At 68.1% G+C, this 25,244-nt stretch carries 24 protein-coding genes and 1 tRNA gene; 13 read left to right on the top strand and 12 right to left on the bottom strand.

What is annotated here, in order from left to right:
• Window positions 1–181: 181 nt before the first annotated feature.
• Window positions 182–880, top strand: a complete 699-nt coding sequence (locus K254_RS24185; protein WP_051389392.1) for an HAD family hydrolase — start codon at window positions 182–184, stop codon at window positions 878–880.
• On the opposite strand, the gene K254_RS0118760 is transcribed toward K254_RS24185, so the two are convergent.
• Together K254_RS0118760 and K254_RS24180 are read right to left on the bottom strand one after the other, a co-directional pair.
• Window positions 877–1,332 (bottom strand): DUF2871 domain-containing protein, encoded by a 456-nt coding sequence (locus K254_RS0118760; RefSeq protein ID WP_026556646.1) that lies wholly within the window; start codon window positions 1,330–1,332, stop codon window positions 877–879. The genes K254_RS24185 and K254_RS0118760 overlap by 4 nt on opposite strands.
• 74 nt (window positions 1,333–1,406) lie before the next feature.
• The gene (locus tag K254_RS24180; protein WP_035750362.1) at window positions 1,407–2,063 is read right to left on the bottom strand and encodes an alpha/beta hydrolase; all 657 of its coding nucleotides are present in this window, start codon (window positions 2,061–2,063) and stop codon (window positions 1,407–1,409) included.
• 170 nt (window positions 2,064–2,233) lie between these two features.
• Between K254_RS24180 and K254_RS0118750 the strand changes: the two genes are divergently transcribed.
• From K254_RS0118750 to K254_RS0118725, 6 genes are all read left to right on the top strand, one after another.
• Complete coding sequence (locus K254_RS0118750; RefSeq protein WP_026556645.1) at window positions 2,234–3,022, top strand: DeoR/GlpR family DNA-binding transcription regulator; 789 nt, start codon at window positions 2,234–2,236, stop codon at window positions 3,020–3,022.
• Window positions 3,019–3,981 carry a 1-phosphofructokinase family hexose kinase gene (locus K254_RS0118745; RefSeq protein ID WP_026556644.1) on the top strand — a complete coding sequence of 321 codons (963 nt, stop codon included), beginning with the start codon at window positions 3,019–3,021 and terminating at the stop codon, window positions 3,979–3,981. Before K254_RS0118750 ends, K254_RS0118745 begins: the two co-directional genes overlap by 4 nt.
• 1 nt (window position 3,982) lies before the next feature.
• Window positions 3,983–6,157, top strand: coding sequence for a PTS fructose transporter subunit IIABC (locus K254_RS0118740; protein WP_026556643.1), 2,175 nt, complete (start codon window positions 3,983–3,985; stop codon window positions 6,155–6,157).
• Between the two features lie 41 nt (window positions 6,158–6,198).
• Window positions 6,199–7,896: a putative PEP-binding protein gene (locus tag K254_RS0118735; RefSeq protein ID WP_026556642.1), complete on the top strand. Its 1,698-nt coding sequence runs from the start codon at window positions 6,199–6,201 to the stop codon at window positions 7,894–7,896.
• 39 nt (window positions 7,897–7,935) lie between these two features.
• On the top strand, window positions 7,936–8,211 hold the full coding sequence (locus K254_RS0118730; RefSeq protein ID WP_026556641.1) for an HPr family phosphocarrier protein: 276 nt from the start codon (window positions 7,936–7,938) through the stop codon (window positions 8,209–8,211).
• Window positions 8,212–8,412: 201 nt separating this feature from the next.
• Window positions 8,413–10,026, top strand: coding sequence for an MFS transporter (locus tag K254_RS0118725; protein ID WP_026556640.1), 1,614 nt, complete (start codon window positions 8,413–8,415; stop codon window positions 10,024–10,026).
• Here the strand turns inward: K254_RS0118725 and K254_RS0118720 are convergent.
• From K254_RS0118720 to K254_RS0118700, 5 genes are all read right to left on the bottom strand, one after another.
• On the bottom strand, window positions 10,023–10,796 hold the full coding sequence (locus K254_RS0118720; protein WP_026556639.1) for an SDR family NAD(P)-dependent oxidoreductase: 774 nt from the start codon (window positions 10,794–10,796) through the stop codon (window positions 10,023–10,025). The two genes, K254_RS0118725 and K254_RS0118720, sit on opposite strands and share 4 nt — an antisense overlap.
• Window positions 10,797–10,799: 3 nt before the next feature.
• Window positions 10,800–11,126: a GNAT family N-acetyltransferase gene (locus tag K254_RS0118715; RefSeq protein ID WP_026556638.1), complete on the bottom strand. Its 327-nt coding sequence runs from the start codon at window positions 11,124–11,126 to the stop codon at window positions 10,800–10,802.
• 111 nt (window positions 11,127–11,237) lie between these two features.
• A complete protein-coding gene (locus K254_RS0118710; protein WP_026556637.1) occupies window positions 11,238–12,077 on the bottom strand; it encodes a hydroxymethylpyrimidine/phosphomethylpyrimidine kinase in 840 nt (279 codons plus the stop codon).
• Between the two features lie 38 nt (window positions 12,078–12,115).
• Window positions 12,116–12,946: a hypothetical protein gene (locus tag K254_RS0118705; RefSeq protein WP_026556636.1), complete on the bottom strand. Its 831-nt coding sequence runs from the start codon at window positions 12,944–12,946 to the stop codon at window positions 12,116–12,118.
• A 113-nt stretch (window positions 12,947–13,059) separates the two neighbouring features.
• A tRNA-Lys gene (locus K254_RS0118700) sits at window positions 13,060–13,135 on the bottom strand.
• Window positions 13,136–13,277: 142 nt separating this feature from the next.
• Between K254_RS0118700 and K254_RS0118695 the strand changes: the two genes are divergently transcribed.
• The 3 genes from K254_RS0118695 to K254_RS0118685 all read left to right on the top strand — a co-directional run bounded on the left by K254_RS0118695 (window position 13,278) and on the right by K254_RS0118685 (window position 15,832).
• Complete coding sequence (locus tag K254_RS0118695; protein ID WP_026556635.1) at window positions 13,278–13,925, top strand: hypothetical protein; 648 nt, start codon at window positions 13,278–13,280, stop codon at window positions 13,923–13,925.
• Window positions 13,926–14,199: 274 nt separating this feature from the next.
• The gene (locus K254_RS0118690; protein WP_026556634.1) at window positions 14,200–14,817 is read left to right on the top strand and encodes a DUF47 domain-containing protein; all 618 of its coding nucleotides are present in this window, start codon (window positions 14,200–14,202) and stop codon (window positions 14,815–14,817) included.
• A 1-nt stretch (window position 14,818) separates the two neighbouring features.
• Window positions 14,819–15,832, top strand: a complete 1,014-nt coding sequence (locus K254_RS0118685) for an inorganic phosphate transporter (RefSeq protein ID WP_026556633.1) — start codon at window positions 14,819–14,821, stop codon at window positions 15,830–15,832.
• A 150-nt stretch (window positions 15,833–15,982) separates the two neighbouring features.
• Here the strand turns inward: K254_RS0118685 and pstB are convergent, their stop codons facing one another.
• The 4 genes from pstB to pstS all read right to left on the bottom strand — a co-directional run bounded on the left by pstB (window position 15,983) and on the right by pstS (window position 20,089).
• On the bottom strand, window positions 15,983–16,762 hold the full coding sequence (gene pstB / locus K254_RS0118680) for a phosphate ABC transporter ATP-binding protein PstB (RefSeq protein WP_026556632.1): 780 nt from the start codon (window positions 16,760–16,762) through the stop codon (window positions 15,983–15,985).
• A gap of 49 nt (window positions 16,763–16,811) precedes the next feature.
• Window positions 16,812–17,921 carry a phosphate ABC transporter permease PstA gene (gene pstA / locus K254_RS0118675; RefSeq protein WP_026556631.1) on the bottom strand — a complete coding sequence of 370 codons (1,110 nt, stop codon included), beginning with the start codon at window positions 17,919–17,921 and terminating at the stop codon, window positions 16,812–16,814.
• Window positions 17,921–18,820: a phosphate ABC transporter permease subunit PstC gene (gene pstC, locus K254_RS0118670; RefSeq protein WP_442853069.1), complete on the bottom strand. Its 900-nt coding sequence runs from the start codon at window positions 18,818–18,820 to the stop codon at window positions 17,921–17,923. The genes pstA and pstC overlap by 1 nt, the downstream gene beginning before the upstream one ends.
• Window positions 18,821–18,970: 150 nt before the next feature.
• On the bottom strand, window positions 18,971–20,089 hold the full coding sequence (gene pstS / locus K254_RS0118665) for a phosphate ABC transporter substrate-binding protein PstS (protein ID WP_026556629.1): 1,119 nt from the start codon (window positions 20,087–20,089) through the stop codon (window positions 18,971–18,973).
• Window positions 20,090–20,316: 227 nt separating this feature from the next.
• Between pstS and K254_RS0118660 the strand changes: the two genes are divergently transcribed.
• The 3 genes from K254_RS0118660 (at window position 20,317) to disA (ending at window position 24,182) form a co-directional block, all read left to right on the top strand.
• Window positions 20,317–21,444, top strand: a complete 1,128-nt coding sequence (locus K254_RS0118660) for an FUSC family protein (protein WP_051389391.1) — start codon at window positions 20,317–20,319, stop codon at window positions 21,442–21,444.
• Between the two features lie 148 nt (window positions 21,445–21,592).
• Window positions 21,593–22,996, top strand: coding sequence for a DNA repair protein RadA (gene radA / locus K254_RS0118655; RefSeq protein WP_026556627.1), 1,404 nt, complete (start codon window positions 21,593–21,595; stop codon window positions 22,994–22,996).
• Window positions 22,997–23,108: 112 nt separating this feature from the next.
• Window positions 23,109–24,182, top strand: a complete 1,074-nt coding sequence (disA, locus tag K254_RS0118650; protein WP_026556626.1) for a DNA integrity scanning diadenylate cyclase DisA — start codon at window positions 23,109–23,111, stop codon at window positions 24,180–24,182.
• A 14-nt stretch (window positions 24,183–24,196) separates the two neighbouring features.
• Here the strand turns inward: disA and K254_RS26255 are convergent, their stop codons facing one another.
• The gene (locus K254_RS26255) at window positions 24,197–25,159 is read right to left on the bottom strand and encodes a hypothetical protein (RefSeq protein ID WP_231391908.1); all 963 of its coding nucleotides are present in this window, start codon (window positions 25,157–25,159) and stop codon (window positions 24,197–24,199) included.
• Window positions 25,160–25,244: the final 85 nt, after the last annotated feature.

The raw sequence follows: 25,244 nt of genomic DNA, 5'->3' as shown, positions 1-25,244 counted from the left end.
GGATGGCCCGGAACCAAGCATAGGTCCGCCACTGGACGGTTCCCAGCCGGCCGCCGCGGCATGCCCTCCAGTGGCGGAACGGGTGCCGTGGAGCGGATTTTCCGGTCTTTTGCCCCGGCTACACTGCCTGCAGGACCCTGAATGGTCTAGACCAAAGATTCCACCCTGAGATTGGACATACATGATGGGCCCAGCTGCCGCCCGCACCACAACAACACTGACAGGCCTTGACGGCGTGCTCTTTGACTTCAACGGCACACTGTCCGATGACGAAGGCGTGCTGCGGGATCTGTTCATCGATCTGGCCGCCGCCGAGTGCGGCGTCACCATCACCGCGCGGCAGTACCAGGAGGACCTGGCCGGGCGCAGCGACAGCGAAATCATGGCGGACATCCTGGCCCTGGCCCCGGGCGACGCACGCCGGGCGGAGGATTTCCTGGGCCTCATTGATGAGTCCTATGCCGCGCGGGTGGCCAAGAAGAGCCTCATCCGGCCGGCCACCCGGGAGCTGGTGCGCGCGCTGCACGCGGCTGGCCTGAAGCTCGGCGTGGTGACCGGGGCCAGCAGGCTGCAGGTGCTGCCCGCCTTGGAGCGGGCGGGCCTGCTGGACCTGTTCGGCGTCGTCGTCACGGATGAAGACGTGGTGGAGGGCAAGCCGCATCCGGAGGGCTTCCAACGCGCCGCCGCGGCGCTGGGGCTGGAGGATCCGTCCCGCATCGCCGCCTTTGAGGACTCGCTGCCCGGGCTGGGCGCCGTGGCCGCCGCGGGCATGATCGCCATCTGCGTCGATGGCACCCACCCCCGCGAGGTTCTTCAACGGCACGCACGGATCATCGTCCCCGAACTCGGGCCGGCCTGCCTGGAACTCGATCTGGGCTAGGCAGCCACGGCGGCATTCGCGGCACCGGACTTGGCGGCGCCGTCGGCGATCAGGCGCTTGCGCAGGGCCAGAAACAGCAGCACCATGCCGGCGGTGATCAGGATGTGCCCGGTGCCGGCGATCCCCGGAATGGCCTTGCTGATGTCGGCCTCAGCCACTCCGTTGACGGTCAGCATGCCGTGGACGGTGAGCATGGCCGAGGTCAGCACCAGGCCGGCGTTGTAGGTCCAGAAGAACCAGCCGAACATCTTCGAGGACGACAGGGTGAAAAGCTTCTCGAGGATCAGCACAATGAGCAGGACGATGAACCCGAGCGTCAGCAGGTGCGTGTGCACCACCGACAGCTGGGTGTCACCGGCAAAGTCCTTGCCCTTGGTGAACTCGCGGTAGAAAAGGCCGGAGAGAACGCCGAGGACCATGTAGCCGAACGCTGCGTAGAAGAGCTTTTTCATGTGGTTTCCTTCTGCCGTGGGACGCCCGGTGCGGGCCTTTTCTTCAAGCCTAGAAAGCCTGCCGCCCGCTGCCATCAACCATTCGGTTGATCCACGGACGGCCGAAACGAGCCCGGCACGTTCACCGTCAGGAACGAGGCCACATCCACCAGCTCATCGGCTCGGATGTTGTGGCCCATGCCCGCATAGGTGGCCTCGGTGAGCTCGGTGTTGGCCGCCAGCCACTCTGCGGTGAACGCGGCGGCGTCCGGATTGATCACCAGATCCGCCGTGTCCCGCGCCCAGTAGAAGGGCACCTTGGCCTCCAGCGGCTCCATCGCGGCCAGCAGCGCGTTGTCCAGGACAAAACCGGAAAGCCCGACGGCGGCCGCCGCCAGTCCGGGCCGCAGCCGCAGCAGGGTGGTCGCCATGGCCATGCCCTGCGAATAGCCCAGCAGAGATATGCTGCTGAAGGCATACTTGGCCTGCACGGTGTCGATCCAGGCCAAGACCTTCGACGCCGAGGCAACCACCTGGGCAAAGTCGTTGACCAGGAAGTAGTCCAGCAGGAACCAGCCGAAGTCTCCGGAGATGTCATGGGGCGCCCTGGGTGCGGCGCAGGTGAAGCTGCGGGGCATGGCGTCGAAATGGGTGCTCATCCGCCGTTCGTCGGTGCCATAGCCGTGCAGCATCAGCAGCAGGGGCGTGCCGGCGCGGGACTCCTCGGGCCGTGACCATAGGACGGTATCCATGGCCACAGTCTTCCCGCCCACTCCGTGTGTGTACAGCACCTGCGGTCCGCGGTCCGCGCGACCGCATATCTGTGTTTATGTTGGTTTCCATTGACATACACAGATAAACGCAGATAAAGTCATGGAATCAGACATCCATGTGATGCCAGTCACCAGTACCGGAGGCCCCCATGTTCGCCGAAGAACGGCACCAGAAAATTGCCGAACTCGTCGCCGCCCGCGGCCGGGTGTCCGTCCCGGAACTGGCCGATCTCTTCACCATCACCGCCGAGACGGTCCGCCGGGATCTGGCCACGCTGGAGAACTTCCGGGTGCTGCGCCGCGTGCATGGCGGCGCCGTCGCCCTGGACAAGCTGAGCATGTCCGAGCCCAGCCTGGCGGAGCGCCAGAGCCAGCGCCAGGACGAAAAGCAGCGCATCGCCGCCGCGGCCCTGGCCCTGGTCCCCTCCACCCGGACGGGGTCGGTGCTGCTGGATTCCGGCACCACCACCGCCGCTCTGGCCGAACTGCTGGTCCGCTGGTCCCCCGCCTCCGCCGGGGATGTGCTGCTGGCCATCACCAACTCCCTGCCAATGGCCTCAATGCTCTCCGCCAACGCCAACCTGGATCTGGAAATCCTGGGTGGCCGCGTCCGCGGCCTGACCAGCGCCGTCGTCGGCGCCACGGCCACCGATCGGCTCGGCGCCCTCCGCCCGGACATTGCCTTCATCGGCGCCAATGGCGTCCACGCCGCTTTCGGGCTCAGCACCCCGGACCCGGTGGAAGCGGCCGTCAAGACCGCCATGGTCCGCGCCGCCCGCCGCGTCGTCGTGCTGGTGGACGGAACCAAGCTGGGTGCCGAAACGCTTGTCAGCTTCGCCACCCTGGAACAGGTCGACACCCTCATCACCACGGAGGAACCCGACATGGAACTCACCCGGGCCCTGGCCCACGCCGGCGTGGAACTGGTGATCGCATGATCATCACCCTGACCCCCAACCCCAGCCTTGACCGCACCATCGAGCTGTCCGGCCCACTGGGCCGCGGCGAAGTGCAGCGCGCCAAGGGCGGCACCGCGGAGCCCGGCGGCAAGGGCGTGAACATCGTCCGCGCGCTCTCGGCCTCCGGCATCGAGTCGCTGGCTGTACTGCCCGGAGACGCCGACGACGCCGTCGTGCTCGCCCTGGCTGCCCACGGGATTCCGCATGTGGCCATGCCCATCGGTGCCGCGCTGCGCTCCAATGTGGCACTCACCGAACCGGACGGCACCACCACCAAGGTCAACGAGCCCGGCCCGGAGCTGGACCCGGCCCAGCAGCAGGATCTGGTGGAACTGACCCTGGCCAAGGCCAACGGCGCCAGCTGGCTGGTGCTGGCCGGCTCCCTCCCGCAGGGCGTCCCGGCGGACTTCTACGCCCGCATCACCACCGAGCTGCGCTCCCGCTACGGCGCCGGCTCCCCGCGGGTGGCCATCGATTCCTCCGGCGCCCCGCTGGCGGCCTCGCTGGCGGCCCAGCCGGACCTGCTCAAGCCCAATGCCGAGGAACTGGCCGAGCTCACCGGGATCGGTTCCGAAGCCGAACTCGAAGCGGACCCGGCCATGGCGGCCGCAGCAGCGCAGGCCCTGGTGGATGGCGGCGTGGGCGCCGTCCTGGCCACGCTCGGCGCCAAGGGCGCTGTGCTGGTGACACCGGAGGGCAGCTGGTTTGCCTCCGGCCCCACAATCATTGCGAAAAGCACCGTCGGCGCCGGAGATTCCTCCCTCGCCGGCTATCTGCTGAGCACCCTGGCCGGGGCAACCGGTCCAGCACGCCTGCAGCAGGCAGTGGCCCACGGGGCCGCCGCCGCCTCCCTGCCTGGATCCATCGTCCCGGCGCTTGACCAGACCAACCCCGACGCCGTCACCGTGACGGCCTTCGCCTCCGCCAAGGAGAACTGACATGACCGCATTGATCACCGGCGATCTCATCACCCTCGACGCCAATCTGGGCGCCGAGCCGAGCACCGTCATCCGCGCCCTGGCCGAAATGGTGGCCGCCACCGGACGGGCCTCCGAGGTCGAGGGCCTGTACGCGGACGCCCTGGCCCGCGAACAAAAGACCGCCACCGGCGTTCCGGGCGGCATTGCCATTCCGCACTGCCGTTCCGAGGCCGTCACAGTCCCCACGCTCGCCATGGCCCGGCTCAACCCGGCCGTGGACTTCGGCGCCAAGGACGGCCCGGCGGACATCATCTTCTTCATCGCCGCCCCCGCCGGCGCGGACCAGGAGCACCTGAAGCTGCTGTCCAAGCTGGCCCGTTCGCTGATCAAAAAGGACTTCACGGCCGCCCTGCGCGCCGCAGCGGCCCCCGCCGACATCGTCGCCCTCGTCGAAGGCGCCCTCGCCGACAAGCCCGCAGCGTCCCAAGCAACTGCCCCTGCGCAGGCGCCGTCGGCCGCCGTGGCGGCAGCCAGCCTCCGCGAGGGGGCCACGGCTGCGAGGGGCCCCGAGCGAGCTGGCGAGCTTGGGGAGCAGCTGGGGACGGGCGGGGCCCCCAACACCGGCGAAGCTCCCGAGCCCAAGCGGCCCGTCCGCCTGGTCGCCGTGACCGCCTGCCCGACGGGCATTGCGCACACGTACATGGCGGCGGATTCGCTGCTGATTGCGGCCCAGGAGGCCGGGATCGAGCTGCAGGTGGAGACCCAGGGCTCCGGCGCCGTAACCCCGCTGGATCCGGCCGTGATTGCCGCGGCCGACGCCGTGATCTTCGCCGTCGACGTCGATGTCCGCGGCAAGGAGCGCTTTGCCGGCAAGCCCGTCATCAATGCACCGGTCAAGCGCGGCATCGACGAGCCCGCCAAGATGATCCAGGAGGCCGTTGCGGCCGCCAGCGATCCGCACGCCCACAAGGTGCCGCACTTTGGCGCAGAGGAAACGGCCGAGAACCGCGCCGAGGCAGCCAATGAGCACCTGGGCACCAAGCTGAAGAAGGTCCTGCTCACGGGCGTCAGCTACATGATCCCGTTTGTGGCCGGTGGCGGTCTGCTGATCGCGCTGGGCTTCCTGCTCGGCGGCTACGAGATTGCCGGCGCCGCCGACAAGATCCTCGCGGCCAACAACTTCGGCAACCTGCCCACCGAGTTCCCGGAGCACGCCCTCGGGCCGCTCGGGGCCTACCTCGGTGCGGTGCTGTTCAAGATCGGCGCCCTGTCCCTGGGCTTCCTGGTTCCGGCCCTGGCCGGGTACATCGCCTTCGGCATCGCCGACAGGCCTGGCATTGCGCCCGGTTTTGTCGCCGGTGCGGTGGCAGGCTACATGGGCGCCGGCTTCCTCGGCGGTCTGGTCGGTGGTCTGCTGGCCGGCGTGACGGCGCAGTGGATCGGCACCTGGCCGGCACCGCGCTGGCTGCGCGGCCTGATGCCCGTCGTCATCATTCCGCTGCTGGCCTCCATCGTGGCCTCCGGGCTCATGTTCCTGGTCCTCGGCGGCCCCATTGCCGCACTGACCACGGCCCTGAACACCTGGCTGACCGGCATGACCGGCGTCTCCGCCGTCGCGCTGGGCATCATCCTCGGACTCATGATGTGCTTCGACCTGGGCGGCCCCGTCAACAAGGTGGCCTACGCCTTCGCCGTCGCCGGTCTGGGCACCGGTTCCATCGACAACCAGGCACCGTGGCAGATCATGGCCACCGTGATGGCCGCCGGCATGGTGCCTCCGCTGGCCATGGCCCTGGCCACCGTGCTGGACAAGAAGCGCTTCTCGCTGGCCGAGCGTGAGAACGGCAAGGCAGCCTGGCTGCTGGGTGCCTCCTTCATCTCCGAGGGTGCCATCCCGTTCGCCGCGGCCGATCCACTGCGCGTCATCCCGGCCTCCATGCTGGGCGGCGCCGTCACCGGAGCCATCTGCATGGCCGCAGGCGTCACCTCCCAGGCACCGCACGGCGGATTGTTCGTCTTCTTCGCCATCGGCAACTTCGGCTGGTTTGTCGGCTCCATCGTGATCGGCATGATCATCTCCGCACTGGCGGTGGTGGCGCTCAAGCGCTGGGCCGTCCGCACCCCCGTGGCGGCACCACAGGTGGACAGCAAGCCCGCCGTTGATACTGTGGCAGCAGCATCGGCGATCCCGTGACCATCACGCATACGCAGCGCAGCGCAGCCAAAGGACATTCCATGACAACGTACTCAGGAGTCGGCGTCACCCCAGGACGGGTGATGGGACCGGTGAAGATCATGCCCCCCGCCATCACGGCACCCCCGGCCGGGGAGCTGCTCGACGGCGTGGACCCCGCCGAGGCGGCGGCCGCACTGAAGACAGCGGCCAGGGCAGTCCAGGCCGAGCTGCGCGAGCGTGCGGGCCGTGCCTCCGGTGACGGCAAGGCCGTGCTGGAGGCCACGGCGCTGATGGCGGCTGATCCCATGCTGCTCAAGGCCGCCGTGAAGCTCATCGATGCTGGAGCGTCCGCCCAGCGGGCCATCTGGGACGCCGGCGACGGCGTGGCCACCATGCTGCTGAATCTGGGCGGCTACATGGCCGAGCGCTCCCACGATGTGCTGGACGTCCGCGCCCGGATTGTCGCGGAGCTGCGCGGCGTCCCGGCACCGGGCATCCCGGACTGGGCGGAGCCGTTCATCCTCGTGGCCGAGGATCTGGCCCCGGCCGACACTGCCACGCTTGATCCGGCGCTGGTGCTGGCCCTGGTCACCGCCGGCGGTGGACCGCAGTCGCACACGGCCATCATCGCCCGTTCGCTGGGCCTGCCCGCCGTCGTCGCCGCCGCCGGCGTGACGGAACTTGCCGATGGCACAGTGGTCTACGTCGACGGCGCCGCCGGCGCCATCCTCTCTACCCCGGGCGAGGAGCAGGCAGCGGCCGCCGCGGCCTGGGCCGTGCAGGCCTCCACGCTGGGCTCCTTCGATGGCACCGGCCGCCTGGCCGATGGCACCGAGATCCCGCTGCGCGCCAATGTGGGCGGGGCCAAGGACGCCGTCGCAGCGGCTGCCGCCAACGCCCAGGGCGTGGGCCTGCTGCGCACCGAGTTCTGCTTCCTGGGCCACGACACCGAGCCCGGCCACGAGGAACAGGTGGCCGCCTACAAGGGCGTGTTCGACGCCTTCCCCGGGCAGAAGGTGGTGGTCCGCACCCTGGACGCCGGCGCCGACAAGCCGCTGCCGTTCCTGACCGACGCCACCGAGCCGAACCCGGCCCTGGGTGTGCGCGGCTACCGCACGGACCTCACCACTCCCGGAGTGCTGGCGCGCCAGCTGGCGGCCATCGCAGCCGCCGACGCCGCGTCCCAGGCGGATGTCTGGGTGATGGCTCCGATGATCTCCACCGCCGCCGAGGCGGCAGACTTTGCCGCGATGTGCTCAGCCGCCGGCCTGCCGGTCCCGGGCGTCATGGTGGAGGTCCCCTCGGCCGCCCTGACCGCGCGGCACCTGCTGGATGCGGTGGAATTTGCCAGCATCGGCACCAACGACCTCACCCAGTACGCGATGGCAGCGGACCGCCAGCTCGGCCCCCTGGCCGCCCTGAACGATCCCTGGCAGCCGGCCGTGCTCGCCCTGGTCAAGGCCACCGTCGACGGCGCCGCCGCCCAGGCGGCCGCGGGCGGCACCACGGCGAAGCCGGTGGGTGTGTGCGGCGAGGCCGCCGCGGACCCGGCCCTCGCCGTCGTGCTCGCAGGACTGGGCGTGTCCAGCCTGTCCATGACGGCCCGGGCCATCCCGGCCGTCAGCGCCGTGCTGCGGACCGTCACCGCCGCGCAGGCCCGCGAGCTGGCCGAGCTGGCCATCGGGGCCCGCGGAGCCGTCGAGGCCCGGGCGGCCGTGCGTGCACGCCTACCCCTGCTGGCCGAACTCGGCCTTTAACACGCCACCCATCCGCATCAACACCCCCTTGGAGAGACCATGATTGAACGCAACGCCACCATTGCCAGCCGCGTGGGGCTGCACGCCCGCCCCGCCGCCATCTTTGCCGAGGCCGCCGGCGATCTGCCCCTGGAAGTCACCATCGCCCGCCTCGGCGAACCGGCCGACGACGCCATGGATGCCTCGAGCATTCTGGCCCTGATGGGACTCGGCGCAGCCCAGGGCGACATCGTCGTGCTGCGGGCCGAGGGCGACGGCGCCGAGGAGGCGCTGGAGACCCTGGTGCGCATCCTCGAGACCGACCACGACGCATAAACTTTATGTCGTAAATCACAGATTAAAACGCAAAAAGATTCAGTCGAATTCGACTGGATCTTTTTGTTTGTTTAAGTCCAGATTAACTCGAAGTGAATTCATTACTCTGCAGGACATTCATTTTTCTGATAGAATTTATGGCCTGCCCAGAGGAGGGCAGCCGAAAGTCGCAAGCAAATGACCTCCATAGGAGTGGCACAAATGCCCATAGACCAAAGCACAACCTACTCGACGACAGGTGTTCAGGACACCGTTGGACCCACGAAGTCCAAGCAAAATCCACTCAGAATGCCGCGGCTCAAGCGCCGCCGGCTAGACGTAGACCACGTAAATGTGGTCAATCAACCGATGCTTAAGAAAGCACTCGGAGGCACCATTGTTGGAAATACCATGGAATGGTATGACGTTGGTGTATTCGGTTATCTAATTACTACGATGGGCCCAGTCTTCCTCCCCGAGGCAGACCCCGCGGTCCAGACCCTGTTCCTTCTTGGAACGTTCGCAGCAACCTTCCTCGCCCGCCCCCTCGGCGGCGTCGTCTTCGGTTGGTTGGGCGACAAAGTCGGCCGGCAAAAAGTGCTGGCCGCCACCTTGATGATCATGGCGGCATCCACGTTCGCCGTCGGGCTTCTGCCCGGCTACACGCAGATCGGCATCTGGGCCGCGGCCCTGCTGGTGCTGCTCAAGCTCATCCAGGGCTTCTCCACCGGCGGCGAGTACGCCGGTGCCACGACCTTTGTCAGCGAGTACGCCCCGGACAAGCGCCGCGGCTACTTTGCCAGCTTCCTGGACATGGGCAGCTACATCGGCTTCGCCCTGGGTGCGGCACTGGTCTCCATCCTCCAGCTCACCCTGGGCCAGGAGGCCATGGAGGCATGGGGCTGGCGTCTGCCGTTCCTCATCGCCGGCCCGCTGGGTCTGATTGCCGTGTACTTCCGCTCCAAGATCGAGGAATCCCCGCAGTTCCAGGCAACCCTGGATGCACAGGAGGCCCTCGCCAAGGAGGCCACGGCCTCGGATGAGACCGCCTCCAACGGCCCGGTGGCACTGATCAAGGCCTACTGGCGCGAGATCCTGCTGGCCATGATCCTCGCCGCCGCCGCCAACACCGTGGGCTACGCCCTGACCTCCTACATGCCCACGTACCTGACCGAGTCCAAGGGCTACGATCCGGTGCATGGCACGCTGCTGACCATCCCGGTGCTGGTGATCATGGCTGTCTGCATTCCGCTGACCGGCAAGCTCTCCGACCGTGTGGGGCGACGCCCCGTGCTGTGGATCGGCGCCATCAGCACGGTGGTCCTGGCCATCCCGGCCTTCACCCTGATCGGCATCGGCGAGATCTGGTCCACCATGGCGGGTCTGGCCCTGATCGCCTTCCCCGTAACGTTCTACGTGGCCAACCTCGCCAGCGCCCTGCCGGCGCTGTTCCCGACGTCCAGCCGCTATGGCGGCATGGGCATCGCGTACAACTTCTCCGTGGCGATCTTCGGCGGTACGACGCCGTTCATCGTGCAGGGCCTGATCGGGGCCACCGGCAACGACATGATGCCGGCGTACTACCTGATGGCGACCTCGGTCATCGGCGCTGTGGCCATCTACTTCCTGAAGGAATCGGCCCAGAAGCCGCTGCCGGGCTCCATGCCCAGCGTGGACACCGTGGCCGAGGCCCGTGAACTGGTGGCCACCCAGGATGAGAACCCGCTGCTGGACATGGACGAGATGCCCTTCGATGACAGCTACGAGCCGCCGACGCCGCCGCATGGCATTCCGGCCATGGCCGCGGCAGGTGCCGGGGCAGGCGCCAGCGCCTAGCCTGACCGGCGGCCTGCCGCCAGCAGTGCCCACCGGGATGGAATGAGTCTGCTTGCTGCGACCAGCATGGCGTACCGCCGCGACGGGATGGAGACAGCCCGCCCCGCCGCGGCGTGCGCCAAGGCCTCGCGCACCACACGCTCCGGTTCCAGCCACATCCACTTGGGTATGCCGGCGGTGGACGCCCCCATGCGCGAGAAGAATTCCGTGTGCACAAACCCCGGGCAGACCACCGTGATGCCCACGCCGCGGGGCCCGTATTCCCAATGGGCCCAGCGGCTGAAACTGATGATCCACGACTTCGCCGCACCATAACTGCCGCGCGGCACAAATCCTGCAACATCCGCCACATTGATGATCTGGCCGCGCCCCCGCAGCAACATCGGTGCCAGCACCGCCTGCATGAGCGCCATCGGCACCGACACCAGAATCTTCAGGTGGTCGGCCTCCTCCTGGGGAGAGGTCTTGTCGAAGGGCTGCGCCAGGGAGAATCCGGCGTTGTTGATGAGAATGGACACCGGCGATTCCTCGCTGCCCAGCCTGGCCACCACTCGGGCCACGCCGTCGTCGGTCAAGAGATCGACGGCGAGCGTCTCCACCTGGACGCCAAACTCATGGTGCAGCCGCACGGCCTTGGCCTGCAGGCGGGCGCCGTCGCGGGCCACCAGCACCAGATTGATGCCGGCCTTGGCCAATTGCTGGGAAAATTCAGCCCCCAGGCCCGCCGTGGCCCCGGTGACCAGAGCCGTCTCGACCACCGCGCCGGCCATTGCTCACTCGCCCGGTGCCGGCCAGTCGGTGTACTGCGTGTATTCGTCCGGGTGCCGGCGGATGAACTTGGCCACATAGGGGCAGTGCGGAATGATCCGTTTGCCCGAGGCCACCACATCGTCCAGCGCATAGCGGTCCAGCACCGCCCCAAGGCCGCGCCCTTCAAAGCCCGGTTGGACCTCCGTGTGGATCAGATCTATGTGGCCGGGCAGGTCCTTGAAGAGAAGAATGCACGCCAACTCCTCGCCCACGTGGAGTTCGTAGCGGTGCGCCACGTCGTTGCGCAGCATGGTGACATCGTTGTGGAAACCCTCTGCCGTCTCGCTCATTTCTCGATCGTGGCACCATCCGGGCGTGCTGGCAACGGCCCACACGCCCGGATCGCAGCCGGCCGTCCTCCCGCCCATGGGAGGACGGGTGCGACGACGGCGGGGCCGGGGCTAGTTGGCGCCCGCACCGCCCTGCCAGAGGGCCGTGAACGGGGCACCGGAGGCCACCCGGTTCTTGATGCCCTCGGTGACGAAGGCCTTGGCCGTCCGTGCGGCCTCCAGCGCCGTGGCACCCTTGGCCAGCTCGGCCGTTACGGCGGCGGCCAGCGAGCAGCCGGCGCCGGAGACCGCCACCTCGCCCACCTTGGGGGCGCTGAGCACCTCCAGCGTCTCCCCGTCAAAGAAGATGTCGACGGCGTCGGGGCCGTCCAGCCGCACGCCGCCCTTGGCGAGCACCGCGGCACCGCTGATCTCGTGGATCTTCCGGGCCGCAGCCTCCAGATCCTCAACCGTGCGGATCGTCATGCCGGAGAGCGACTCGGCCTCGAAGTGGTTGGGCGTGACGAAGGTGGCCAGCGGCAGGATCTGGGCCTTCAGAGCCGCATCAGTGTCCAGTGCGTGGCCGGGCTCCTGGCCCTTGCAGATCAGCACCGGATCCAGCACCACGTTGGTGAACCCGCCCGCGGCCAGCGCCGTCTGGACAGTGGAAATGGTGGCCGGGCTGCCCAGCATGCCGATCTTCACCGTGTCCAGCACCGTCGGTGCGCCGGAGCGCGGACCGTAGGCCGCCGTCGTCGCCTCCAACTGGTCGGCAATCACCTGCGCATCCACCGGCACAAAGCGGTGGCCCCAGTTGTTGTTGGGGTCGAAGGAGACGATGCAGGTGAGGTTGGCGATGCCGAAGACACCCAGTTCCTGGAAGGTCTTCAGATCGGCCTGGGCGCCGGCACCGCCGGTGGCCTCGGAGCCTGCGATGGTCAGGGCAAGGGCGGGGGATGCTGATTCAGTCATGGGTATATTTTTGCACCCGCGGCCGGAGCCGCCGCTCCCTAGCTGGGGCTGATCTCGCTGGCGGCCGGCGCCTGGATGTCCACCGGACTGTTGTAGTCGCCGAAGGTGATGGTGGTGGACACCTGCTGTCCCTGGACCGTCAGCTCCTGGGTGAACTTGACCGGGCGCCCCTGGGCATCCACCCACATGTCCGTGGGAATGGTGGTCAGGCCCGCGGCCTCGAGCTTGGACCGCTCCTCGCTCCCGGCCGGCAGCTTGGACGCGTCGACGACGACGTTGTACTTGGTGGCCTGGACGCCGTTCACCGTCTCGCGGCCCACCAGCGTGACGGATGCTGCGGACTGGGCGAAGCTGCTGTACTGGTCCAGCGGCGAGGACTCCAGCGTGCCCTTCATGCTCGTCCAGAGTGCGGCGATGCGGGGATCTGTGCTGGTCTCGTCAACCAGCAGCCACGGCTTGTCAGCGGTGGTCATTCCGGCAGCGGCCGGCAGGGTGATGTACAGCTTGCCGCCGGCGATGAGAATGGTCATCTGCCCGGCAGCCCCCATGTCCTGGGTGATGCGCGCGGCCTCAAGCCTGCCATTGGTGATCTTCTGGTGGCCGGTTCCCTTCAGGGTCTGGCCGGCGGCAGTGATGTCGGAGGTGAAGGAAACGGAGGTGATCTTCTCCATCGAGGCGCTGACCGTCGAGGCCAGGCCAGGAGCGTCCGTGGGCGGGGCGGCTTCGGTGGGGGCTGGTGTGGGGCTCTGCACCACCGCAGTGGTTTCCCCCGCCGGCGCGGCGGCCGGGGTCGAGGAACACCCGCCCAGTGCAAGTGCCGGTACGGCAAGGAGGATGGCGGCCAGTCGAAGCGTCCCGTTCTTCAGCATGCTTGGAGCCTACGACAACCGGCCCCGGATCTCCCATTTGGCCTGGATTGGCCTTGAAACAAAGCAGCAGCCCGGGACCGTGGACACGGTTCCGGGCTGCTGCTTTGCTGTGCTGGTGGGCCCTATGGGGCTCGAACCCATGACCCACGGATTAAAAGTCCGATGCTCTACCAACTGAGCTAAAGGCCCGTACCAGCCCACGCGGGGAAGAGTATTCCCAAGGTGGACGCTAACTAGAATAGCGCACCCGGCAATCTTCACGGCAATCGGCAGGCGCAGGTGCCGGCCGTGGATTCTCGACCAGTTGTGGCCTTAGGAGTAGTGTCGATGCATGACCCAAGCAGCCAGCTCCAGCGCACCGAGGCCGCATAAGCCGCTGCCTTTTGCGCCTGCCGATTTCGAGCCCTTCACGGGCGGTCCGGACCCGGCGCGGGTCTCCGAAGCTGCGCACCTCGCCGCCCAGGCGCTGGTCCACCGCGGGCGCAAGAGCGACGACCCCGCCGTGACCAAGCGGCTGGTGAAGCTGGCCGACCAGCAGGGGCTGGAAGCCATTGCCGAGATGTGGTCCGAGAGCCCCGCGCGGTCCCTGCCCGGTGCCCTGTGGCGGCTGTACGCGCTGCGTGCCGCCACCCAGAAGGACCCGGAGCGGTTGAGCGCCTTCTTCCGGGCCGGACAAGACACCGCCCAGGTGTCCAAGGCCGTGGCCGGCGCCGCCGAGCCGCTGGGCGCAGCGGAATTGAGCACGATGGCCGATGCCATCCTGTCCGGCGCGTTCGACGGCGATTTCGACGTCGCGCTGGAACGCTCCGCAGCCTTCTGCCGTGTGGTGGCCCTGGGCCAGTCGCGGATGGCCGACGACCGTGAACATGCCGATGAAAACCATGCCGGCCGGATGACCCGCAACGCGCACCAGCTGGTCAAGACGGCCGAGGATCTTGAGAGCGCCGCCGCTGCCTGGCGCAACGGCGAACTGGATTAGAAGCACCCATCCCAAGGGATGTCAGGGGGAGCCAGAGGCTCTTCCCGGGTGCCCGGAAGCCGGTCGATGTGGGACACCACACACCCCAAAATCCGCGCCACGCCGGGGCTTTGTTGACATCAATCCCGCAAAGTAGAACACTGAAGGTGGTGTCGAACTGCGGAACCCCCGGGCTCCACTTTTAGCCGCTTTGAGCGGCCTAACGCCGTGAGGCGCTCCCGGTTCGACACCACTTTTATGCTCAAAAGCCACCCATGCCAGGAAGGCGCCCCCTGTGAAGCTGCGTCTCTTTCCACAGGAGAAGGCGGGTCTGGCCATTCTGGCCAAGATGGCAACCGAGGGCGTCTCCGCCGTCCACACCCTCTCCGAACTGCTGGGGACCGCCCCGACGGATTTTGAGGACCTGGCGGAGCAGCTGCGCACCTCCGAGGCCCGTTCCACCGAACTCTTCGTCGCACTGTTGACCAATATGCGCACCAGCTTCGTCAACCCGCTCCCCCGCGAGGATCTCTTCGCCCTGGGGCGGCGGCTGAACGAGGCCAGCGAGTCCCTGACCGGCGCCGCCGAGCTCATTGCCCTGCACCAGCTGGACAGGATTCCGCCCCGCGCCTCGGACCAGCTGGAGATCATCACCCGGCAGGCAGAACTCACGGTGGACGCCATGCGCCGGCTGGACAACCTGGATGATCTGGAAGAGTACTGGATCCAGGTCATCCGCCTGTCCAAGCGTGCCCAACGCAGCCACCGCGTCTTTGTCAGTGAATTGATGCGCGATCTGACCCCGGCGGCCCTCGTCAAGTACCGCGTACTGGCCGATGCCCTGGTGGATGTCTCGGGCGCCTACCGCAACGTCGCCATCCAGGTAGGCAGCATCATCGTCAAGGAATCCTGACTTGACCACCGTTTTGCTGGTCGCGGCACTGGCCCTGGCCGCTGCCTTCGCGTTCCTCAATGGCTTCCGCGATGTCTCCACCGCCGTCGCCGTCGCCGTGCGGACGCGCGCGCTGACCCCCACTGTGGCAGTCCTGCTGGCCTGCCTTTTCAATGTGCTGGGCGCCCTGCTGAGCGTCACGTTTGCCACGGCCATGCGCGAGAAGCTTTTCACCCTGCCCACCGGGGAGGACGGGCTGGGTCTGCTCATTGCCGGCCTGGCGGGCGCCTGCCTCTGGGGCGTCCACCAGTGGTGGCGGGGCTATCCGTCCTCCTCCACCCATGCGCTGATCGGCTCGCTGGCCGGAGCCTCGCTGGCTTCGCTGCTGGTGGGCGAGAGCCCCCTGCAGGGGCTGGACACGACCGTCCTGACACTGGTGGTGCTGCCGCTGCTGCTCTCCCCCGTCATCGCCCTGGCGCTGTCCTACGTGGCCGTGTTCCCGGCCATGTGGGCGGCCCGCAATGCCCAGCCGAACTACGTCAATCGGCGGGTGCGGCGCATGCAGTCGGTGGCAGCCGCAGCCGTGGCCTTTGGCCATGGGCTGCAGGACGGGGCCCGCACGACGACGATGGTGCTGCTGGCGCTGGCTGCGGCATCTCTGGCCGGGGGCACCGGTGCCGTGCCGTTGTGGGTTCCGATTTTCACCGCCGCCATGCTCGGCGCGGGCACGCTGGCCGGCGGCTGGCGGGTTTCCCATACCCTGGGCACCCGGCTGGCCAAGATCGACCCCATGCGGGGTCTGGTGGCACAGCTGGTCAGCGCCGTCATGCTCTTCATTGGCGCCATCGCCCTGCACCTGCCGCTGTCCACCACGCACACGGTTACCTCCGCCACGGTGGGGGCCGGGCTGAACCAGCGCTTCACCGTCATCAACGGGCCGCTGGTGCTGCGCATCCTGGGCGCCTGGGTTGCCACCCCGATCGTGTCGGCCCTGCTCGGCGGCATCCTCTACCTGGCGATCTCCCCCATCATCTGACCGGCCACCTCCTCCACCAACAACTGAGGCGCGGCAACTGTACGAAATCTACGGATTTCGTACAGTTGCCGCGCCTCAGTTGGAAAAAGCCTGGGCCCACGAGCGCGAGGGCCCCGCCGCGAGCTTGCGAGCGGTGGGAGCGCTTGGGGATTATCCGAAGCGGCCGGAGACGTAGTCTTCGGTGGACTTCTCGGTGGGGTTGTTGAAGATGGTGGTGGTGTCCGCGTACTCGATCAGCTTGCCGGGCTTGCCGGTGCCGGCGATGTTGAAGAACGCCGTCTTGTCCGAAACACGCGCCGCCTGCTGCATATTGTGCGTCACGATCACCACCGTGTACTCGTCCTTGAGCTCGTTGATCAGGTCCTCGATGGCCAGCGTGGAGATCGGGTCCAGGGCGGAGCAGGGCTCGTCCATCAGGATCACATCGGGCTGCACGGCGATCGCGCGGGCGATGCAGAGGCGCTGCTGCTGGCCACCAGAGAGGCCGGAACCGGGCTTCTCGAGGCGGTCCTTGACCTCGTTCCACAGGTTGGCACCCTGCAGCGACTTCTCCACCAGCGCATCGGCGTCGGACTTGGACATCCGCTTGCTGTTCAGCTTCACGCCGGCCAGCACGTTGTCGCGGATGGACATCGTCGGGAACGGGTTGGGACGCTGGAAGACCATGCCGATCTGGCTGCGCACCGTCACCGGGTCCACGCCGTCGCCGTAGAGGTTGTCGCCGTCCAGCAGCACCTCGCCCTCCACGCGGGCGCCGGGGATGACCTCGTGCATGCGGTTCAGCGTGCGCAGGAACGTGGACTTGCCGCAGCCGGACGGACCGATGAAGGCCGTGACCGACTTGGCCTCGATGTTGATGTTGACGCCCTCCACAGCCAGGAACTTGCTGTAGTAGACGTTCAGGTCTGTGACGTCGATGCGCTTGGACATGTGGTGTTCCGTTTCTTGTGGAGCGAAGGAGGAGGGAGGGCGGCGGCGCTTAGCGGCCGGTCTTGGGCGAGAAGATGCGGGCCACCAGGCGCGCAATCAGGTTCAGCGCCATGACCAGCAGGATCAGCAGCAGGGCCGCGGCCCAGGCGCGCTGGTCCGAGGGGCCCGGGTTCGACGGCGAGGTGGGCGACATGATCTGCGTGTAGATGTACGTCGGCAGCGAGGCCATCCAGCCGGAGAAGACGTTGAGGTTTATCGACGTCGCGAAGCCGGCGGTGACCAGCAGCGGGGCCGTCTCACCGATCACACGGGCGATGGCCAGCGTGACGCCGGAGGCGATGCCTGAGATCGCCGTCGGAATGACCACCTTGACGATGGTGCGCCACTTGCGGACACCCAGGGCATAGGCGGCCTCGCGCAGCTCGTTGGGGACGATCTTGAGCATTTCCTCGGAGGAGCGGACCACCACGGGGATCATCAGCACCGACAGTGCGACGGCGGCGACGATGCCGGTCTTGGTGCCTGGGGCAATGACCAGGCCGAAGAACGCGGCGGCGAACAGACCGGCCACGATGGACGGGATGCCCGTCATGACGTCCACGAAGAACGTGATGGCCTTGGCCAGGCGGCTGCCCTGCCCGTACTCCACCAGGTAGATGGAGGTCAGCAGGCCGATGGGCACCGAGATCAGCGTGGCCCAGAGGGTGATCAGCACCGAGCCCATGAGCGCGTGGTACGCACCGCCCAGCACCGGGGTGCCGTTGGCGACGGAGGCGTTGTCCTGCACGCCCGTCACACCCTTCATGGAGGTGCCCAGGAAGCCGGGCTGGAGCAGCCCGGGGATGCCGTTGGCCAGCACGGTCCAGATGACCGAGACCAGCGGCAGCAGGGCCACCAGGAAGGAGCCGACCACCAGCGAGGTGGCCAGTCGGTCCTTCGCCTTGCGGGAGCCCTCAACGGCGGCCGTGGTGGCCACCCAGCCGGCGGCGAACAGGACAGCGGAGAGCACGCCCCAGCCGAAGGCGTTGAAGCCGATCACGGACATCAGCGCGGCGGCCAGGATGATGGCGGCGCCGGCAATGGCGTAGGGGGTGTACTTGGGCAGCTGTCCGCGGGTCAGGGCGGAGCGCTTGCGCGGAGTCATCGTGGCGAGGGACATCAGTTGGCTCCCGAGAATTCCTTGTGCCGGCTGATGATCCAGCGGGCAACCATGTTCACGGCCAGGGTGATCAGGAAGAGCACCAGACCTGCAGCGATGAGTTCATTCAGGCGGAGCCCGAACGCCTCCGGGAAGTTCAGAGCGATTTCCGCCGCCACCGTCTGGTTGCCGGACTGGATCAGCGAGGCAATCAACGGGCCGGAGGAGAGCACCAGGGCCACGGCCATGGTCTCGCCCAGGGCGCGGCCCAGGCCGAGCATGACGGCGCTGATGATGCCCGGGCGGGCAAACGGCAGGACGGCCATTTTGATCATTTCCCAGCGGGTGGCGCCCAGGGCCAGTGCGGCCTCCTCATGAAGCTTGGGGGCCTGCAGGAAGATCTCCCGGGTCAGGGAGGTGATGATGGGCAGAACCATCACGGCCAGGACGATGCCGGCAGTCAGCATGGTCTTGGCGGTGCCGGACGCGGGTCCGGCGAAGATTGGGATCCAGCCGAGGTTCTCGGCCAGCCAGGCGTACGGTTCCTTGAGGTTGGAGGCCAGGAAGCTGGCACCCCAGGCACCGTAGACCACGGAGGGGATGGCTGCCAGAAGGTCGACGACGTACCCCAGCCCCTGTGCCAGACGGCGGGGGGCGTAGTGCGAGATGAAGAGGGCAACACCAATCCCAATGGGCGTGGCGATGATCAGGGCGATGGCTGCCGCAATCAGGGTGCCAATGACAATCGGGAAAATATAGCTGAAAAAGCCCTCGCCCCCGGTCAGATCCGCAGGCTTGGCACTAAACGTAGGCAGGGCTTGGACCAGCAGGAAGATGGCAACACTGAACAGGACCACGAGGATCAGGATTCCGGCGGCCATGGCGGCCCCCGAAAATACCTTGTCCCCGGTACGCCCCATCCCGGTGGTGCTTCGCAGCGAGTTGGTGGACACTGTTTTTCCTTCACGGCTGGTGGAACTCTTGCTGGTCATTGCGTCATGCGTGGCTAAAGCCTGAATCCGCAGGTCCCCGGCATCGTGGTCGACGCCGGGGACCCGCGGATGGAAGTGCTACTTGGCGGCCGTGATCGAGGCGATCGACGCCTTGGCCTTGGTGGCCAGTGAGGCGGAGAGCGGAGCGCTCTTGGCGGCGGCGACGGCGGCCTTCTGGCCCTCATCGCCCACTACGAAGGTGCCGAAGGCCTTGACCAGGTCGGCCGTGGCAGCATCCGGGTACTGGGTGCAGAACACGGCGTAGGAGACCAGCACTGCCGGGTAGGCCCCGGCCACGGTGGTCTTGCGGTCCAGCTTCAGGGACAGGTCGTTGGCGCCGCGGCCGGCCACGGGCGTGGCGGCGTCGACGGCCTTCGCGGCGGCGTCTGCGGAGATCTTGACGTAGCTGTCGCCGACCTTCAGCTCAACCTTGCCCAGGGCATCGGTGACGGCGGAGTCGTCGGCGTAGGTCACGGCGCCGGCGGTCTCGGTGACGGTCTTTACGACGCCGGAGGTGCCCTTGGCGTTCTCGCCGGTCAGGGTTGCGGGCCAGTCGCCGGACTTCTTGTCGGTCCAGACATCGGCTGCCGCGGTGGCCAGGTAGTCGGTGAAGTTGTCCGTGGTGCCGGAGTTGTCCGAGCGGTGCACGGGGGTGATGGCCAGGTCCGGCAGCTTGGCGCCGGAGTTCTGGGAGGCGATGGCGGCGTCGTTCCAGTTCTTGATGTCGCCGCGGAAGATCTTGGCCACGGTTGCGGCGTCGAGCTTGAGGTCCTTCACGCCGGGGACGTTGAACGCGACGGCGATCGGCGAGATGTACCACGGAACGTTGATGGCGCCGTTGGTGCCGCACTTCTCGGCAGCGGAGGTCATTTCGGCGTCGCTCATGGCGGCGTCCGAGCCGGCGAACTGGACGGCGCCGGCCACGATGGCCTTGCGCCCTGCGCCGGAGCCCTCCGGGGAGTACTGGACCTTGGCGTTCGGGTTGGCGGTCTCGAAACCGGCCTTCCACGCGTCCATGGCGGCGGAGATGGAGCTGGCGCCCGTTCCGGTCAGCGTGCCCGTGACCGGGACACCTGCGGAGGTGGTTGCGCCGGCGGTGGAACCGGAGTTGACGGCGTTGTCCGTGCCGCAGGCGGTGAGTGCCAGTGCAGCGACGGTGACAACAGCCGCGGCGCGGCCAATGTGGAGAGCCTTCACAAGGATGCCCCTTTCAGGGAATATCTAAGAATGTGTGTGCCTTTGCGGTCCAGCGCCGCGCCAGGCAAGTCCACGCCCGGCAAGGGCGCACTATCAACCTCTTCGAAGATAGGGAGCGAAGGTAAAGGAACTGACGGTTAAAGGTGAACGGAAGGTTAACGCGGGTGGGATTCTTGGCACTGGTTGTACATTCCAAACGTGTCCTTTCCACGGAATAGACTTTCCCCATGGCAAGGACCCGCACCGCCAAGTCTCCTGTACTGTTCCTCTCCACCCGGGCGCAGGTGGGTGTGCGGCGCAGCGCCTCCAGCATCCTTCCGGCCATCCAAATGACCATCTGTGCTGTGGGCGCGTACTACTTTGCCGAACGGGTTCTGGGCCACGCGGGCCCGCTTTTCGCCGCGACGTCGTCGTTGATCGCCCTGGGCTTCTCCCGCGAACCAAGGGTCCGGCGCGTGCTGGAGGTGGGCCTGGGCTGCACGCTGGGCATCGCCGTCGGGGATCTGCTGCTGCATTGGCTGGGCTCGGGCATCTGGCAGGCCGCCATCGTGTTGTTCTTTTCGATCATGCTGGCGCGGTTCCTGGACAGCGGCGCCATCTTCACCACCCAGCTGGCCCTGCAATCGCTGCTGGTGGTGCTCCTGCCGGCCCCGGCCGGGGGGCCGTTCACCCGCAGCCTTGACGCCGTCGTCGGCGGCTGCTTTGCGCTGGCGGTGACCTTCCTGGCACCGCGGGATCCGCGCCGGGCGCCGCAAACCGATCTGCGCGCGCTGCTGGAGGAACTGGCGGAGGTGCTGCGCGAATGTTCCAGCGCCCTGTCCGCCCACGACTCCACCGCCGCGTGGCATGCGCTGGTGCGGGCCCGCCAGGCGCAGCCGCTGGTGGATGCGCTGCGCGCCACCCTGCGCGGTTCCACGGAGATCGCCCAGCTGTCCCCCGTCTACCGGCGCTACCGGCATGAGGTGGGCAGCCTGGCCGAGGCCTTGGAACGGGTGGATCTGGCCCTGCGCTCCAGCCGGGTGTTTGCCCGCCGGCTGGCCAGCGCCATCACCAACTCGGCCCTGTCCGACGAGGGCACCGCGGCCATCAGCGATCTGCTGGCCGAGGCCGCGGACGCCGTCGAACAGCTGGGTGCCGCCCTGTCCGACCCCAGCGCGGGTGCCCGCTCGGCCCAGCTGGCCGCGGCCAAGGAATCGCTGGAGGCCATCGCCATCACGCTGCATCCGCGCCGGCTGGGCATTGTGCGCACCGAGGGCGAAACGGTGGTGATGCTGCTGCGCCCGCTGCTGGTGGATCTGCTGGAGGCCGCCGGGGCAGAGGTGGACGAGGCCCGCGCCATGCTGCCCGAGCTCTAGTCCCCAGCCGCTCCCGAACCTCGCTCCGCTCGGCCGGGCCCCTCGCAGCCGTGGGCCCACCCACCCGCTCCGAACCTCGCTCCGCTCGGCCGGGCCCCTCGCGGCCGTGGGCCCACCGGGTGTCGGTGGGCGCCGATACCCTTGGGTCATGGCTACAAAGACTGCCCGGAGCGGGCGCACCAGCACTGCGAACTACAAATGTTCCGAATGCGGCTGGACCACGGTAAAGTGGGTGGGCCGCTGCGGCGAGTGCCAGGCCTGGGGTTCCGTGGAGGAATCCGGTGCCACAGTGGCCCGCACGACGGCGGCCACCGCCGTCTCCGAACCCGCCCGCCGGATTGCCGAGGTCGATGCGACGACGGCGGCCTACCTGCCCACCGGCGTCTCCGAACTGGACCGGGTGCTGGGCGGCGGCGTGGTGCCCGGCGCCGTCATCCTGCTGGCCGGCGAGCCCGGCGTGGGCAAGTCCACGCTGCTGCTGGATGTGGCCGCCAAGTTTGCCCGCAACGACGCCGGCGCCGCCACGCGCGACGTCCTGTACGTCACCGGCGAGGAATCGGCCGCCCAGGTGAAGCTGCGCGCAGACAGGATCGGCGCCGTCGCGGACACGCTGTACCTGACGGCGGAAACGGATCTGGGTGCCGCCCTGGGCCAGGTGGAGGCCATCTCCCCCAAACTTCTGATTGTGGACTCGGTCCAGACGCTCAGCAGCGCCGTGGTCGACGGCAGCGCCGGCGGCGTCTCGCAGGTCCGCGAGGTGGCGGCGTCGCTGATCGCCGCAGCCAAGCGGTTGAACATGACCACGCTGCTGGTGGGCCACGTGACCAAGGACGGCTCCATTGCCGGGCCGCGGCTGCTGGAGCATCTGGTGGATGTGGTGTGCCAATTCGAGGGCGAGCGCCATTCCCGGCTCAGGCTGGTCCGCGCCGTTAAGAACCGCTACGGCCCCACGGACGAGGTGGGCTGTTTCGACCTGACCGACAGTGGCATCGACGGACTGGCGGATCCCAGCGGACTGTTCGTCTCCCGCATCAAGGACCCGGTCTCGGGCACCTGCATCACCGTCACCCTGGAGGGCCGCCGGCCCCTGCTGGCCGAGGTGCAGTCGCTGCTGGCCGCCACCAACAACTCCCAGCCGCGCCGCGCCACCAGCGGGCTCGATTCCGCCCGGGTGTCGATGCTGCTGGCCGTGCTCCAGCAGCGGGCCGGCGCCCAGCTGCACATGGACGACAGCTACGTGGCCACCGTGGGCGGCGTCAAGCTCACCGAGCCGGCCATGGATCTGGCCATTTCGCTTGCTCTGGCCTCCTCCAAATCACGCATCGCCCTGCCCGCCCGCATGGTGGCGTTCGGCGAGGTGGGCCTTGCCGGCGAGGTGCGCCCGGTGCCCGGCATCACCCAGCGCATCCACGAGGCGCACCGGCTCGGATTCACGCACGCCATTGTCCCGGCCAGCCCCAACGGGCCCGGCCCGATACCGGCGAATTTCTCCGTCCGTGAGGTCCACCACCTCACGGAGGCCATGGATCTGCTCTTCGGCGGCGCTAAATAGCACATCCACCCCTCCTTTCGGGCCAAACGGCGCGGTTCAGGCTCCACTGGCCACTATTATTGGCCTAGTGACCCCCGCGGATCCTCCGCGCGCACGGCGGAAGGAATAGCCCATGGTTCGGAGCCCCGAAGAGGCCCTCAAGGCTACCCTCGCCAAGGTTGCCCCCGGCACCGGGCTCCGCGACGGACTCGAACGCATTCTGCGCGGCCGCACCGGTGCGCTGATTGTGCTCGGCTCGGACCGCACCATCGAGCAGCTCTGTTCCGGCGGCTTTGAGATCGGCATCGACTTCGCCCCCACGCGCCTGCGCGAACTCGCCAAGATGGACGGTGCCATCGTCTGCGACCGCGACGCCAGCCGCATTCTGCGCGCCGCCGTCCAGCTGGTCCCGGACCCCACCATCGAAACCCAGGAATCGGGCACCCGCCACCGCACCGCCGAGCGCGTCGCCATCCAGACCGGCGTACCCGTGGTGTCGGTCAGCCAGTCCATGCAGATCATCGCCCTCTACGTGAGCGGCCTGCGCTATGTTCTGGAGGGCTCGGAGAAGGTGCTGGCCCGCGCCAACCAGGCCCTGGCGACCCTGGAACGCTACCGGTCCCGGCTGGACCAGGTCACCAGTTCCCTCTCGGCATTGGAGATCGAGGCCATGGTGACGGTTCGCGACGTCGCCGTCACCCTTCAGCGCCACGAAATGGTCCGCCGCATCTCCGAGGAGATCGCCCAGTACGTACTGGAACTGGGCACCGACGGCCGCCTGCTCTCGCTCCAGCTGGACGAGCTCACGGCCGGGCGGGGGCCGGGCAGCGAGATGGTCATCCGCGACTACTCCGCCTCCACCACCGACGAGGACATTGACGCCGCCGTCGCCGCCCTGCAGGACATCGGGCCCGGGGATCTGATCGATCTGAACAAGATCGCCACCATCGTGGGGCTGGCCAGCGGCTCGGACGCCCTGGACAACATCATCCAGCCGCGCGGCTACCGTCTGGTCTCCGGCCTGAAGGCCGTGCCTCGCTCCGTGGCGGACCGGTTGGTGGACCACTTCGGCGGTCTGCAGAACCTCATGGCCGCCACCATCGACGAGCTCATGGTGGTGGACGGCATCGGCGACCAGCGCGCCCGCAATGTGCGCGAAGGGCTCTCCCGCATTGCCGAGGCCAGCCTGCTGGACCGCTTCCTCTAAGGCAGTCCCACAGGCTACTGGAGCTGGAAGGCGGCGTTCGGACTGGTCCGGGACCCCAGCGACACCTTCAGCACGTAGTACGCCCCGCCACCGCCGGGTGTGGCCTCAATGTGGCCGCAGCCCGGCGCGGAGCGCTTGCGCTTCCATGTGAAGTTGGCCGTTTCCGAGGCCCCCGGTGCCAGCGACTTCACCAGATCACTGCCGCCGTCCTGGCAGTCCCGGGACGAGAAGATCCTGTCGGTGCCGCTGGTGATGAGGTATTCCATCTGGTTGGTGCCAACATTCACGCTGCAGGCCACGGTTCCGCCATTTGTCACCTTCAGCGTCAGCACGGGCTCGACGCCGGGGGCGTAGCTGGACGCGTCAAGGGATCCTGCAACGGTCACCAAGGACTCGTCGCACACCGGCGTGGCCGGTGCCGTGGACGACGGCGTCGCTGTCGGCGCGGCGCTGGTGTGGCTTGCGGCGGTGGGCGCAGATGCCGCTTCACTGGCCGCCGGTGCCGCGGCCGGGGACTCCGAGGTGAAGAGCTGGGAAATGGTCATCCCAGCCGCGGCCAAGGCGCCCACCACCAACAGGGCAAAGAAGCCCAGCACCAGACGGCGGCGCCGGTACACGGCACCGCCCGGCGGACGGCCGCCGGAACCCCCCGAGCGGGGCGCCGGACGCGGTGCAGGGCGGGCCCCATTGGAGCGTTGCGGAGTTGCCCGGGCGTTGCCCGATTGGGGCGCCTTTGGCCGCGGCGCGGGGGCTTTGGCCGCCGCGGGCCGGCTGCCGTTCGCACGGGGTGCACCGGAGCGCGGCGCAGGCTGGTGGCCGGTGGCGTTCCGTGCGGGCGCCGTCTTGCCAGAGGGGGCCCTGCCCGAGGAGGCCTTGCCCGCCGCGGAAGAGGGAACCGCCCGGCCGGCGGCAGGGCGCGGCCCGGACGCTGCCGCGTTGCGCTTGTTGCCGCCGTCGGCGCCTGACTGCTTGGCCATCAAACCAGCGTATCCACTGGCACGGGCCCACCGCCCCCACCACGCCGCCGGAGGTGGCAGGTCATCTACAGTTGAACTGGTCACA

This window comes from Arthrobacter sp. 35W, from assembly GCF_000482545.1.
Lineage (GTDB): Bacteria > Actinomycetota > Actinomycetes > Actinomycetales > Micrococcaceae > Specibacter.
The sequence above is the reverse complement of the archived record's forward strand: the minus strand, read 5'-3'. Positions and strand labels throughout refer to the sequence as shown.

What these genes read in the sequence shown, in the direction of transcription:
- disA (WP_026556626.1), top strand. Translation starts at nt 23,109, where the DNA reads ATGGTTCGGAGCCCCGAAGAGGCCCTCAAGGCTACCCTCGCCAAGGTT.
- pstB (WP_026556632.1), bottom strand. Translation starts at nt 16,762, where the DNA reads ATGTCCAAGCGCATCGACGTCACAGACCTGAACGTCTACTACAGCAAG.
- K254_RS0118715 (WP_026556638.1), bottom strand. Translation starts at nt 11,126, where the DNA reads ATGAGCGAGACGGCAGAGGGTTTCCACAACGATGTCACCATGCTGCGC.
- K254_RS0118740 (WP_026556643.1), top strand. Translation starts at nt 3,983, where the DNA reads ATGACCGCATTGATCACCGGCGATCTCATCACCCTCGACGCCAATCTG.
- K254_RS0118725 (WP_026556640.1), top strand. Translation starts at nt 8,413, where the DNA reads ATGCCCATAGACCAAAGCACAACCTACTCGACGACAGGTGTTCAGGAC.
- K254_RS0118730 (WP_026556641.1), top strand. Translation starts at nt 7,936, where the DNA reads ATGATTGAACGCAACGCCACCATTGCCAGCCGCGTGGGGCTGCACGCC.
- radA (WP_026556627.1), top strand. Translation starts at nt 21,593, where the DNA reads ATGGCTACAAAGACTGCCCGGAGCGGGCGCACCAGCACTGCGAACTAC.
- pstA (WP_026556631.1), bottom strand. Translation starts at nt 17,921, where the DNA reads ATGTCCCTCGCCACGATGACTCCGCGCAAGCGCTCCGCCCTGACCCGC.
- K254_RS0118720 (WP_026556639.1), bottom strand. Translation starts at nt 10,796, where the DNA reads ATGGCCGGCGCGGTGGTCGAGACGGCTCTGGTCACCGGGGCCACGGCG.
- K254_RS0118710 (WP_026556637.1), bottom strand. Translation starts at nt 12,077, where the DNA reads ATGACTGAATCAGCATCCCCCGCCCTTGCCCTGACCATCGCAGGCTCC.
- K254_RS26255 (WP_231391908.1), bottom strand. Translation starts at nt 25,159, where the DNA reads ATGGCCAAGCAGTCAGGCGCCGACGGCGGCAACAAGCGCAACGCGGCA.
- pstC (WP_442853069.1), bottom strand. Translation starts at nt 18,820, where the DNA reads ATGGGGCGTACCGGGGACAAGGTATTTTCGGGGGCCGCCATGGCCGCC.
- K254_RS0118705 (WP_026556636.1), bottom strand. Translation starts at nt 12,946, where the DNA reads ATGCTGAAGAACGGGACGCTTCGACTGGCCGCCATCCTCCTTGCCGTA.
- K254_RS0118745 (WP_026556644.1), top strand. Translation starts at nt 3,019, where the DNA reads ATGATCATCACCCTGACCCCCAACCCCAGCCTTGACCGCACCATCGAG.
- K254_RS0118660 (WP_051389391.1), top strand. Translation starts at nt 20,317, where the DNA reads ATGGCAAGGACCCGCACCGCCAAGTCTCCTGTACTGTTCCTCTCCACC.
- K254_RS24180 (WP_035750362.1), bottom strand. Translation starts at nt 2,063, where the DNA reads ATGGATACCGTCCTATGGTCACGGCCCGAGGAGTCCCGCGCCGGCACG.
- K254_RS24185 (WP_051389392.1), top strand. Translation starts at nt 182, where the DNA reads ATGATGGGCCCAGCTGCCGCCCGCACCACAACAACACTGACAGGCCTT.
- K254_RS0118750 (WP_026556645.1), top strand. Translation starts at nt 2,234, where the DNA reads ATGTTCGCCGAAGAACGGCACCAGAAAATTGCCGAACTCGTCGCCGCC.
- K254_RS0118735 (WP_026556642.1), top strand. Translation starts at nt 6,199, where the DNA reads ATGACAACGTACTCAGGAGTCGGCGTCACCCCAGGACGGGTGATGGGA.
- K254_RS0118760 (WP_026556646.1), bottom strand. Translation starts at nt 1,332, where the DNA reads ATGAAAAAGCTCTTCTACGCAGCGTTCGGCTACATGGTCCTCGGCGTT.
- K254_RS0118695 (WP_026556635.1), top strand. Translation starts at nt 13,278, where the DNA reads ATGACCCAAGCAGCCAGCTCCAGCGCACCGAGGCCGCATAAGCCGCTG.